Origin of the sequence: Micromonospora echinofusca (genome assembly GCF_017614955.1) — a bacterium.
Classification (GTDB): Bacteria; Actinomycetota; Actinomycetes; order Mycobacteriales; family Micromonosporaceae; genus Micromonospora; species Micromonospora echinofusca_A.
The window spans coordinates 1-12,146 of record NZ_WVUH01000225.1 but is presented as its reverse complement, the minus strand read 5'-3'; the positions used below and the strand labels follow the sequence as shown (position 1 = coordinate 12,146).

The window sequence follows — 12,146 nt, the reverse complement described above, 5'->3', positions numbered from 1 at the left end:
CCCCCGGGCCACCACGCCCACCGCCACGGCCCTGGCCTACCCGACCCGCTCCGACCATCGGATCAAGGGCCTCCAACCGGACTTCTGGGCCGACCCGGCCGAGATCGCCGGCAACAACGCCGGTGGCGTCTCGATGAACCTGGTCTGGGCCGACTGGCAACCGGCCCGCCGGTACGCCCCCTGCACGACCGGCGAACAGCAGTACGACGGGCAGTGCTTCCGGATCGCCCCGGCGGTCGACACGGCCATCCGGGACTGGACCGCCCGGGGCCTGGTGGTCACCGCCATCGTCTACGGGGTACCCGCCTGGGCCCGGACGGTGCGCCCCTGCTCACCCGTCGGGCCCGGGTACGAGATCTTCTGCGTACCCGACGACCCGGCCGACTACGCCCGCTTCGCCGGCTTCCTCGCCTGGCGGTACAACGGCCTGCAGGGCAACGGCCGGATCGCCGACTTCGTCGTCCACAACGAGGTCAACGCCAACGCCTGGTTCGACATCGGCTGCGGGCAGGGCACCGCCTGCGACACCAACCAGTGGATCGGCGTCTACTCGGCCAACTACAACGCCGCGTACGACCGGATCACCGCCGAGCAGTCCACCGCCAAGGTGCTCGTCTCCCTCGACCACCACTTCGGGCCGGCGTACGACCAACCGGCGGCCCACCAGGCGCTGCTGTCCGGGCAGACCGTGCTGCGCGGCGTCGCCGCCAACGCCGCCGGCCGGGCCTGGCGGGTCGCCTTCCACCCGTACCCGCCGGACCTGTTCGCCCCGACCTTCACCGCCCGCGACTACCCCAAGGTCACCTTCGGCAACATCGGCGTCCTGGTCGGCTGGCTGCACGCCACCTTCCCCGACACCCCCTCGGCCTGGCAGGTCCAGCTCACCGAGCAGGGCGTCAACTCCGGCAGCGGCTCCAGCGAGGCCGCCCAGGCCAGCGCCCTGTGCCAGAGCTTCCGCAACGTCCTCGGCACCCCGCACATCGAGAGCTACCTGTACCACCGGATGCAGGACCACCCGGCCGAGGGCGGCCTGCAACTGGGGTTACGCCGCAGCGACGGGTCCGCCAAACCGGCCTGGGCCACCTGGGCGCTGGCCAACCGCAACGACCTGAACCCGCCGCAGCTCTCCTGCGGCTTCGAGCACCTGCCGTACACCGTGCTGACCCGGGCCGTGCGCAACGGGTACGGGCACGTGGCCAGCAGCCGGCAACTCCCGGCCGGGTTCACCCCGGAGGCCGGTTGGCGGCTGCTGCGCAACCCGGCCGCCGGTACGGTGCTGCTCTTCGAGTGCCAGGTCGGCGACCACTCGCTGCTCACCCGCCACGCCGGCTGCGAGAACCAGTTCCCGCTCGGCCCGGTCGGGTACGCCCACACCACCCAGGTGCCCGGGACCGTGCCGCTGTACCGCTGCTACGTCCCGGCCAACGGCGACCACTTCGTCAGCCCCCAGTCGAACTGCGAGGGCCACCGGACGGAGTCCCTGCTCGGCTACGGGTACGCCTGAGCCCCGGTGGGCACCGCCGGCCCCCTGCGGCGGTGTCCACCGTGACCCGCCTCACCCGGCCGGCCGGCGGCGTGAAAACCGCGTCAAGAAACACGTCGCCGCCGTGAAGGTCACGTGATGGCCCCTGTCCCTCAGCCCGCTACGGCGTTGTGATTGCCCGGCACGACCGGACGTCGGTCGTGCCGAGTCGTGCTGGTGGAGGGAGTCAGCGTGCCTGACGTGGTGTTCGTACTGGTGACGGTGGGACTGTTCGCCGTGCTCACCCTCGTGGTGCGGGGCGTGGAGAAGCGGTGAACGCCGTCAACGCCGTAGGTCTGGTACTGGCGGTCGGCCTGGCCGTGTTCCTGGTGGTCGCCCTGCTGTTCCCGGAGCGTTTCTGATGACCGTGACGACAGCCGGGGTGCTGTTCATCCTCTCGCTCGTGGTGGCGCTGGTGGCCGTCCACCGGCCGTTCGGTGACCACCTGTACCGGGTGGTCTCCGGCACCCGGTCCGCCCGCGTCGAGCGGGTGATCTACCGTCTGGTCGGGGTGGACCCGGCTGCGGAGCAGTCCTGGGGGACGTACGCCCGCAGCGTGCTGGCCTTCTCGGCGGTGTCGATCCTGTTCCTCTACGGCTTCCAGCGGGTGCAGGACCGGCTGTGGCTGTCGCTCGGTTTCGACCCGGTGGTGCCGCACGGGGCCTGGAACACGGCGGTGTCGTTCGTGACCAACACGAACTGGCAGTGGTACTCGGGTGAGTCGACCATGGGACACCTGGTGCAGATGGCCGGCCTGGCCGTGCAGAACTTCGTCTCCGCTGCCGTGGGCATCGCCGTGGCGGTGGCCCTGGTCCGGGGATTCGCCCGCAGTCGGACCGGCGGGCTGGGCAACTTCTGGGTCGACCTGACCCGGATCACGGTGCGGATCCTGCTGCCGGTCGCGGTGCTCGGTGCGCTCGCCCTGATGGCGGGTGGCGTGGTGCAGAACCTGTCCGCCGGTACCGACGTCACCACCCTGACCGGCGGCACCCAGACCATCACCGGCGGCCCGGTTGCCAGCCAGGAGGTCATCAAGGAACTGGGTACCAACGGCGGGGGGTTCTACAACGTCAACAGCGCCCACCCGTTCGAGAACCCGACGGCGTGGACGAACTGGCTGGAGATCTTCCTGATCCTGCTGATCCCGTTCAGCCTGCCCCGGGTGTTCGGCCGGATGATCGGACAGAACCGGCAGGGGTACGCGATCGCTGCCGTGATGGCGATTCTGGCGCTGGCCAGCGTGGCGCTGACCAACGTCTTCGAGTTGGCCGGGAACGGCACCGTGCCGCAGGCGGTGGGTGCCGCCCTGGAGGGCAAGGAGGTCCGGTTCGACGTGTCGAACTCGGCGACCTTTGCCGCCGCCACCACGTTGACCTCCACCGGTGCGGTGAACTCGTTCCACGACTCGTACACCGCGCTGGGCGGCATGATCCCGCTGGTCGACATGATGCTCGGCGAGGTGGCGCCCGGTGGGGTCGGTTCGGGTCTGTACGGCATGCTGGTCCTGGCCGTGATCACCGTGTTCGTCGCCGGCCTGATGGTCGGCCGGACCCCGGAGTACGTCGGCAAGAAGATCGGTTCCCGGGAGATCAGGTTCGCCGCCCTGTACTTCCTGGTCACCCCGACGCTGGTGCTGGCCGGCACGGCGGCGGCGTTCACCACGGGGAACAACTCGACCGCGCTGAACGTCGGCCCGCACGGCCTGTCCGAGGTGCTCTACGCGTTCACCTCGGCGAGCAACAACAACGGTTCCGCGTTCGCCGGCATCACCGTCAACACCACCTGGTGGAACACCGCACTCGGCCTGTGCATGCTGCTCGGCCGGTTCCTGCCGGTCGTCTTCGTGCTCGCCCTGGCCGGCTCACTGGCCCGTCAGCAACCCACCCCCGCCTCCGAGGGCACCCTGCCGACCCACCGCCCGTTGTTCGTCGGGATGGTCGTCGGCGTCACGGTGGTCCTGGTGGCGTTGACCTTCCTGCCCGCCCTCGCGCTCGGCCCCCTCGCTGAGGGGCTGTGACCACCATGAGAGAGAAGGACATGACCACGTCCACGCCGGCACCGCACGGTACCGCCGACGCGGCCACCGCCGGCACCCCGGCCGCCCGGGGCAACCCGATCGGTGGTGGCCTGCTCGACCCCCAGCAGTTGATCAGATCCCTGCCCGAGGCCGTGCGCAAGCTCGACCCGCGCACCCTGTGGCGCAACCCGGTCATGCTGATCGTCGAGATCGGCGCGGCCTTCACCACCGTCCTCGCGGTGACCGACCCGTCGGTGTTCGCGCTCGCCATCACCGCGTGGCTCTGGCTGACCGTGATCTTCGCCAACCTCGCCGAGGCGGTCGCCGAAGGTCGCGGCAAGGCACAGGCCGCCACCCTGCGCCAGGCGAAGAAGGACACCGTCGCCACCCGGCTGGTCGGCTGGACACCCGGCGCGCCGGCCAGCCGGTACCGGGACGAGGCCGTCGCGGCCTCCGCGCTCCAGCAGGGCGACATCGTCCTGGTCGAGGCCGGCCGCATCATCCCCGGCGACGGTGACGTGGTCGAGGGCATCGCCAGCGTCGACGAGTCCGCCATCACCGGCGAGTCCGCCCCCGTGATCCGGGAGTCCGGCGGGGACCGCAGCGCGGTCACCGGCGGCACCCGGGTGCTGTCCGACCGGATCGTCGTGCGGATCACCCAGAAACCCGGGGAGAGCTTCATCGACCGGATGATCGCGTTGGTCGAGGGCGCCAACCGGCAGAAGACCCCGAACGAGATCGCGTTGAACGTCCTGCTCTCCGCCCTCACGATCATCTTTCTGCTCGCGGTCGTCACCCTCCAGCCCCTCGCCGTCTACGCCAAGGGCTACCAGGCCGCCGCACCGGACACCGACGCGATCACCGACGCCGGCGTCAGCGGCATCGTCCTGGTCGCGCTGCTGGTCTGCCTGATCCCCACCACCATCGGGGCCCTGCTGTCGGCGATCGGTATCGCCGGCATGGACCGGCTCGTGCAACGCAACGTGCTGGCCATGAGCGGCCGGGCCGTCGAAGCCGCCGGCGACGTCAACACCCTGCTGCTCGACAAGACCGGCACCATCACCCTCGGCAACCGGCAGGCCGCCGAGTTCCTGCCGGTCGAGGGCGTCGACGCGACCACCGTCGCCGACGCCGCACAACTGTCCAGCCTCGCCGACGAGACACCGGAGGGCCGCTCGGTCGTCGTGCTCGCCAAGAACCAGTTCGGGCTGCGGGAACGCGAGCCGGGCCTGATCCCGCACGCCACCTTCGTACCGTTCACCGCGCAGACCCGGATGAGCGGCGTCGACCTGCACGCCGGTCCGGGGGAAGGCCCGGCCCGCCGGATCCGCAAAGGTGCCGCCGCCGCGGTGATGAAGTGGGTACGCGACAACGGCGGGCACCCCACCGCCCACGTCGGGGAGATCGTGGACGCGATCAGCGCCTCCGGCGGGACTCCGCTGGTGGTGGCCGAACACGTCGACGGTCAGCCGGCCCGCGCCCTCGGGGTCATCCACCTCAAGGACGTGGTGAAGGCCGGGATGCGGGAACGGTTCGACGAGATGCGCCGGATGGGCATCCGGACGGTGATGATCACCGGCGACAACCCGCGCACCGCGAAGGCCATCGCCGACGAGGCCGGGGTGGACGACTTCCTCGCCGAGGCGACCCCGGAGGACAAACTCGCCCTCATCCGCAAGGAGCAGTCCGGTGGCCGGCTGGTCGCGATGACCGGCGACGGCACCAACGACGCACCGGCGCTCGCCCAGGCGGACGTCGGGGTCGCGATGAACACCGGTACGTCGGCGGCGAAGGAGGCCGGCAACATGGTCGACCTCGACTCCGACCCGACCAAGCTGATCGAGATCGTGGAGATCGGCAAACAGTTGCTGATCACCCGGGGCGCGCTGACGACGTTCTCCGTCGCCAACGACGTCGCCAAGTACTTCGCGATCATCCCCGCCATGTTCGCCGGCATCTACCCGAGCCTGGACACGCTCAACGTCATGCGCCTGGCCAGCCCCGAGTCGGCGATCCTGTCGGCGGTCGTCTTCAACGCCCTGGTGATCGTCGCGCTGATCCCGCTGGCTCTGCGTGGCGTCCGGTACCGGCCCGCCTCGGCATCGCAGCTCCTGAGCCGCAACCTGCTGGTCTACGGCCTCGGCGGCATCCTCGTGCCCTTCGTCGGCATCAAACTCGTCGACCTGCTCCTCCAGTTCGTCCCCGGGATCTGACATGCGCCTACCCACCTGGCTCGCCCACCACCTCGCCGCGCTCCGTGCGCTGCTCGTCCTCACCGTGCTGCTCGGCCTGGCCTACCCCCTCGCCCTGGTCGCCGTCGGGCAGCTACCCGGCCTGTCCGGCAGGGCCGACGGCTCCCTGCTCACCGTGGACGGCAGGACCGTCGGCAGCGCCCTGATCGGCCAGTCCTTCACCGACGCCGACGGCAACCCCGTCCCGCGCTACTTCCAGTCCCGGCCCTCGGCTGCCGGTGACGGCTACGACCCCACCGCCACCGCCGCCAGCAACCTCGGCCCGGAAAGCGTCGTCGACACCATCTCCACCGACCCGGAGAAGACCTCCGAGAGCCTGCTCACCCAGGTCTGCGCCCGCAGCCGGGCCGTCGGAGAACTCGACGGCGTGGACGGGCGACGCCCGTACTGCACCACCGACGGGGTGGGCGCGGTGCTGGCCGTGTTCCGCGCCGACGGGCTGACCGGCCGCATCACCCGGGTGGTCAGCGTCAACCAGACCGCACCGGCCACCCCGTTCCTCACCGTCTGGCAGGGCGTGCCGGTCGAGTTGGCCGAACCGGACCGGGACTACGTGGCCGCCGGTGGCCTGATCACCCCCGTCCGCGGCGACGCCCCGGCCGACCCGGCCGTGCCGGCCGACGCGGTCACCGCCAGTGGCAGCGGCCTCGACCCGCACATCAGCCCGGCGTACGCGCAGATCCAGGTCGCCCGGGTGGCCCGCGAGCGGGGCGCGGACCCCGCCATGGTGCGCCGCCTGGTCGGGGAGCACACCACCGGCCGGTCCCTCGGTTTCCTCGGTGAGCCGGGCGTGAACGTCCTGACGCTCAACCTGGCACTCGACCGGGCGTTCCCGGCGCGTTGAACGCCGTCCCGGGTCGGGCACCGACATCCCGGCCCGGGACGTGTCCCACCCGGCTGACCAGCGACACCGTCAGCAGAGAGGATGTCCGAGTGGCACGAGGTGAGCTCCGCGTCTACCTGGGCGCCGCCCCCGGTGTCGGCAAGACGTACGCGATGCTGGAGGAGGCCCACCGCCGGGCCGGGCGCGGCACCGACGTGGTGATCGGCCTGGTCGAGACCCACGGCCGTCCGCACACGGCGGCGATGGTCGGCGACCTGGAGCAGGTACCCCGGCGCGCCGTCACCTACCGTGGCAGCGACTTCACCGAACTGGACCTCGACGCGCTGCTGCGCCGCCGCCCCGAGGTCGCCGTGGTCGACGAACTGGCCCACACCAACGTGCCCGGCTCCCGGCACGACAAGCGTTGGCAGGACGTCCAGGAACTGCTCGACGCCGGGATCAGCGTGCTCTCCACGGTCAACATCCAGCACCTGGAGTCCCTCAACGACGTCGTCGCCCGGATCACCGGTACCAGCCAGCGGGAGACCGTGCCGGACGCGGTCGTCCGTGCCGCCGGGCAGGTCGAACTCGTCGACATGACCCCGGAGGCGCTGCGCCGCCGGATGGCGCACGGCAACATCTACCGGCCGGACCGCATCGACGCGGCGCTGGGCAACTACTTCCGGGTCGGCAACCTCACCGCCCTGCGGGAACTGGCGTTGCTCTGGCTCGCCGACACCGTCGACGACCAACTCGACGCCTACCGCGCCCAACAGGGCATCTCCGACACCTGGGAGGCCCGCGAACGGGTCGTCGTCGCCCTCACCGGCGGCCCGGAGGGCGACACCCTGATCCGGCGGGCCGCCCGGATCGCCGCCCGCAGCAAGGGCGCCGACCTGCTGGCCGTACACGTGGCCCGTAGCGACGGTCTGGCCGGCGCCGACCCCGCCCGGCTGGCCCGGCAGCGGGTCCTGGTGGAGAGCCTCGGCGGGACGTACCACCAGGTGCTCGGCACCGACATCCCGGCTGCGCTGCTCGACTTCGCCCGGGGCGTGAACGCCACCCAACTCGTCCTCGGCGCCAGCCGGCGGGGCCGGGTCGCGCAACTGTTCTCCCGGGGTGTCGGGGTGACCACCACCGCCCTGTCCGGGCCGATCGACGTGCACCTGGTCACCCACCCGGAGGCTGGCCGGGGACGGCGGGGCAGCCCGGTACCGGCGGCGCTGTCCCGGCGGCGCCGGCTGCTCGGTTTCGCGCTGGCCGGACTCGGCATGCCGGCGCTGACCCTGCTGCTGCGGGCACTGCCGGACCTCACCCTGACCAACGACATCCTGCTCTTCCTCGTCGGGGTGGTCGGCGTCGCCTTGGTCGGTGGCCTGTGGCCGGCGCTGGTCGCCGCGCTCGGCGGCTCGCTGCTGCTGAACTGGTTCTTCACCCCGCCCTACCGCACGCTGACCATCGCCGAGGTCGACAACCTGCTCGCCCTCGGCGTGTTCGTGGTCGTCGCCGTGGCGGTCAGCGGGGTCGTCGACGTCGCTGCCCGGCGGACCCGCGAGGCGGCCCGTGCCACCGCCGACGCGCAGACCCTGGCCACCGTGGCCGGCAGCGTGCTGCGCGGCGAACGGCCCCTGCCGGCGCTGCTGGACCGGCTGCGGGAAACCTTCGCCCTGCGGGCGGTCAGCGTCCTGGAGCTGGTCGCCGGGGCACACGGTCGGCCCGACCGGGCCCGTGAGGAGACCGCCTGGCGGGTCGTGGCCAGTGTCGGCGTGGCACCGGCGGGCAGCCCGAGCGCGGGGGAGACGGCGGTACCGGTCGACGACCGGCTCACCGTCGTGCTGTCCGGCCGCCGCCTGGAGGCCGCCGACCGGCGTATCGTCGAGGCCTTCGCCGCCCAGGCCGCGGTCGCCCTCCGGCAGGAACGCCTCGCCGAGGAGGCCGCCACCGCCCGTCCGCTCGCCGAAGCCGACCGGATGCGCACCGCGCTGCTCGCTGCGGTCAGCCACGACCTGCGTACCCCGCTCGCCTCGGCGAAGGCCGCCGTCACCAGCCTGCGCAGCCCGGACGTCGAGTTCGACGCCGCCGACCGGGCCGAACTGCTCGCCACCGCCGAGGAGTCCCTCGACCGGCTCGCCCGGCTCGTGGCCAACCTGCTGGACATGAGCCGGTTGCAGGCCGGTGCCCTGGGTATCCGCACCACGGCCGTCGGACTGGAGGACGTGGTGCCCCGCGCCCTGGACGAACTCGGCCCACCGGCCGCCGACGTACCCACCGACCTTCCCGCCCACCTGCCCGCCGTGCTCGCCGACCCGGGCCTGCTGGAACGGGTCCTGGTCAACGTCGTCGCCAACGCGCTGCGGCACAGCCCACCCGACCGGCCGCCCACCGTGACGGCCAGTGCGCACGCCGGGTTCGTCGAACTGCGGGTCGTCGACACCGGCCCCGGCATCCCCCAGGACCAGTGGGAGCATGTCTTCCTGCCCTTCCAACGGCTCGGTGACCGGGACAACCAGACCGGCGTCGGGTTGGGCCTGGCCCTGTCCCGGGGCCTGGCCGAGGCCATGGGCGGGACCATCACCCCCGAGACCACCCCCGGCGGCGGGTTGACCATGGTGCTGCGGCTCCCCGCCGCCGAGACCCCCGGAGGGCGGCCGTCGTGACCCGCATCCTCGTCGTCGACGACGAACCGCAGATCCTGCGGGCCCTCCGGATCAACCTGCGGGCCCGCCGGTACGACGTCGACGTCGCCGACACCGGCGCCGCCGCGCTCCGGATGGCCGCCAGCCACCCGCCCGACCTGATCGTGCTCGACCTCGGCCTGCCCGACCTCGACGGGGTCGAGGTCATCCGGGGGCTACGCGGCTGGACCGGCGTACCGATCATCGTGCTCTCCGGCCGGGCCGGCAGCGCGGACAAGGTCACCGCCCTCGACGCCGGAGCCGACGACTACGTCACCAAGCCGTTCGGCATCGACGAACTGCTCGCCCGGATCCGCGCGGTCACCCGACGGCTCGGCACCCCCGCCGACGCGGCCACCGCCACCCACCGGGTCGGCCGGCACACCGTCGACCTGGCCGCCCGGACGGTCACCCGCGACGACGGCACCGACGTCAGGCTCACCCCCACCCAGTGGGGCGTACTGGAGAAGCTGCTCCGCCACCCCGGCAAACTCGTCAGCCAACGCCAGCTCCTGCACGACGTGTGGGGACCGGAGTACCAGAACGAGACCACCTACCTGCGCCAGTACCTGGCCCAGCTCCGCCGCAAACTGGAGGACGACCCGGCGCGCCCGCGCCACCTGGTCACCGAACCGGGCATGGGGTACCGGTTCCAGCCCTGACCGGCCCGGCAGGTGACCCGTCGTCGACTACTCGGCGACCGCCGTGTACCGGTACGACCGGCCCTGGTAGCTGCGCGGCTCCCGGGCCCCGGAGAGGTCCACGTCGACGCCGGGCAGCCGCCCGGTGAGCTGTCGGGCCCGCTCGGGGGAGAGGAAGTGGTGGTGCAGGTCCAGCCGCTCCAGGTGGGTCAGCGGCTGCCCGGCCAGCAGCGCGGCGGCACCGTCGTCGGTCAGCATGCCCATCGACAGGTCGAGTACCGCCAGCCGGGGCACCACCGGGGCGGTCGCGACCGCCGCCGCGACCGGGTCGGCGATCGCGGCGTTGCGCAGCCCCAGGTGGCGCAGCGCCGGCAGGCCACGGCCGTCGAGGATGCCGGCCAGGTCGTCGACGGTGGTGTCGCAGCCGTAGTCGGGGACGCCGAGCCAGAGTTCCAGGTGGGTGAGGGCGGGCAGGTCACATCCGCCCACGGCGCGGACCACCGTGCCGGGCAGCCCGCCGGACTCGACGGCCAGTTCCCGTAGCCCGCCGTGCCGCACCGGCGCCAGCCGCAGGTCCTGCGCGCCGCGTACCCGCAGCACCTCCAGGTGCGGGTACGCGGTCAGCAGCGGGGTGACGTCGTCCTGGTTGATCCAGGAGATCTCGCACTGTTCACCGACGAGGTCGGCGAGGAAGAGCGCCCGCAGTGCGGTGAGCCGTCGGGCCGCACCGGCCAGCAGGCCGACCGGCGGCGGCTGCTCGTACGCGCTGCCCCACTCGCCCACGACCACGGCCCGTACGGTGTGCGCCGGCACCTGTTCGAGGAAGGCCGCGAACAGCTCGGCGAACTCCTCCGGCGGGGCGTCGAAGTCGTCCACCTCCAGCCGCCAGGCCACCGCCGACGGGTCGTCCGGCAGGCCGTCGCCGGGGACGAAGCGGTGCACCGGCAGACCGGCGAACATCGACAGGTGGGTGTTGACGGGCACGGGTACCTCCGGTCGGACCGACGCAGCGGCGGCACGCTAGCAGCCGGCACCGACACCGGCCCTGCACACCCACCGACACCGCCGCCCGCCAGCGGGCTGGCCGGTTTCCCGGGGTCGCCGTAGCGCACAATCCATCGACGTTCACCTCTTGACCGGGCTCCGGCGGGCTCCCTAGGCTGATTTGGTCCGAAAATGCCCCCGAAAACTGCCGGGTTCCGTGCACAGGAGGGGAGCCCCATGCTGCGCGGGACCACCGGCCGGCCCGCAGTCCCGTACCCGATCACCGACGCGGCGCTGCCCGGCCCGTACCCGGACCCGTCGGTCCTGCGCGTCGGCACCGACTACTACCTCGCCACCCCCACCTTCGAGTGGTACCCGGCCGTCCGGGTGCACCACTCCCGGGACCTGGTGACCTGGCGCTCCCTCGGCGGGATCCTCACCGACCGGCGGCTGCTGGACCTGACCGGGGTGGCGGACTCCGGCGGTGTCCGGTCCCCCTGCCTGTCCTGGGCCGACGACCTGTTCCACCTGGCCTTCACCCACCTGCCCGGTGCCGGCGGCGGGTACCGGGACCCGCAGAACTACGTCCTCACCGCCCCGGGGATCACCGGCCCGTGGTCCGATCCGGTCCCGGTGCACGCCCACGGCCCCGACCCGTCGCTGTTCCACGACGACGACGGCAGCACCTGGCTGCTGACCGTCCGCGCCGACTGGCGGCCCGGCCGGAACCGGACCGCCGGCATCGAGATCCAGCGTTACGAACGGGCGGGGCGGACCGTCGGCCCGGCCCGGCTGATCCTGCGGGCGACCGCCGGGACCACCGGCGGCCCCCGCCTGTACCGCCGGAGAGACTGGCACTACCTGGTCACCGGCGGGCGTCTGCCGGACGGCACCCGCCGACTGGACGTGGCCCGGGCCCGGGACCTGCTCGGTCCGTACCGGCCCGATCCGGCCGGACCGCTGCTCACCGGGCCGGCCCCCCGGGCCGGGCACGGCAGCCTGGTCGCCACCCCGGACGACCGCTGGTATCTGGCGTACCCCGTCGGCCACGTGGCGCCGCCGCCCGACCCGGCGGTGGCCGCCCTGCACCCGGTGGCGCCCGACCCGGCGGCGATCCTGCACCCGCTGCGCTGGACCGTCGACGACTGGCCCCGCGTCGACCGTCGCGCCCCGGCCGACGCGCCGCCGGCACCACACCGCCCGGTGGCGCCGGCCGCCCGCCACCCGGCGGT

The 12,146-nt window shown here is 72.7% G+C and carries 9 protein-coding genes; 8 read left to right on the top strand and 1 reads right to left on the bottom strand.

What is annotated here, in order from left to right:
* The 7 genes from GSF22_RS22605 to GSF22_RS22575 form a co-directional block, all read left to right on the top strand.
* A partial coding sequence (locus tag GSF22_RS22605) for a DUF5722 domain-containing protein (protein ID WP_244368212.1) occupies window positions 1-1,504 on the top strand: 1,504 nt, incomplete at its 5' end.
* A 290-nt stretch (window positions 1,505-1,794) separates the two neighbouring features.
* On the top strand, window positions 1,795-1,884 hold the full coding sequence (gene kdpF / locus GSF22_RS22600) for a K(+)-transporting ATPase subunit F (protein ID WP_132181531.1): 90 nt from the start codon (window positions 1,795-1,797) through the stop codon (window positions 1,882-1,884).
* Window positions 1,884-3,539 (top strand): potassium-transporting ATPase subunit KdpA, encoded by a 1,656-nt coding sequence (gene kdpA, locus GSF22_RS22595; protein WP_208815740.1) that lies wholly within the window; start codon window positions 1,884-1,886, stop codon window positions 3,537-3,539. Before kdpF ends, kdpA begins: the two co-directional genes overlap by 1 nt.
* Before the next feature lie 20 nt (window positions 3,540-3,559).
* Window positions 3,560-5,752 (top strand): potassium-transporting ATPase subunit KdpB, encoded by a 2,193-nt coding sequence (gene kdpB / locus GSF22_RS22590; RefSeq protein ID WP_208815739.1) that lies wholly within the window; start codon window positions 3,560-3,562, stop codon window positions 5,750-5,752.
* 1 nt (window position 5,753) lies between these two features.
* Window positions 5,754-6,635: a potassium-transporting ATPase subunit C gene (locus tag GSF22_RS22585; RefSeq protein WP_208815738.1), complete on the top strand. Its 882-nt coding sequence runs from the start codon at window positions 5,754-5,756 to the stop codon at window positions 6,633-6,635.
* A gap of 89 nt (window positions 6,636-6,724) precedes the next feature.
* Entirely contained in the window at window positions 6,725-9,271 is a 2,547-nt protein-coding gene (locus tag GSF22_RS22580; protein WP_208815737.1) for a sensor histidine kinase, read from the top strand.
* A complete protein-coding gene (locus GSF22_RS22575) occupies window positions 9,268-9,951 on the top strand; it encodes a response regulator (protein WP_208815736.1) in 684 nt (227 codons plus the stop codon). Before GSF22_RS22580 ends, GSF22_RS22575 begins: the two co-directional genes overlap by 4 nt.
* Before the next feature lie 27 nt (window positions 9,952-9,978).
* Here the strand turns inward: GSF22_RS22575 and GSF22_RS22570 are convergent, their stop codons facing one another.
* Window positions 9,979-10,914 (bottom strand): STM4015 family protein, encoded by a 936-nt coding sequence (locus GSF22_RS22570; RefSeq protein ID WP_208815735.1) that lies wholly within the window; start codon window positions 10,912-10,914, stop codon window positions 9,979-9,981.
* 237 nt (window positions 10,915-11,151) lie between these two features.
* Here GSF22_RS22570 and GSF22_RS22565 point away from each other — a divergent pair.
* Window positions 11,152-12,146, top strand: a 995-nt coding sequence (locus GSF22_RS22565; protein WP_208815734.1) for a family 43 glycosylhydrolase, incomplete at its 3' end; no start/stop codon positions are given.

Coding starts and splice junctions, on each gene's coding strand:
- kdpA (WP_208815740.1), top strand. CDS start 1,884: ATGACCGTGACGACAGCCGGGGTGCTGTTCATCCTCTCGCTCGTGGTG.
- kdpB (WP_208815739.1), top strand. CDS start 3,560: ATGACCACGTCCACGCCGGCACCGCACGGTACCGCCGACGCGGCCACC.
- GSF22_RS22585 (WP_208815738.1), top strand. CDS start 5,754: ATGCGCCTACCCACCTGGCTCGCCCACCACCTCGCCGCGCTCCGTGCG.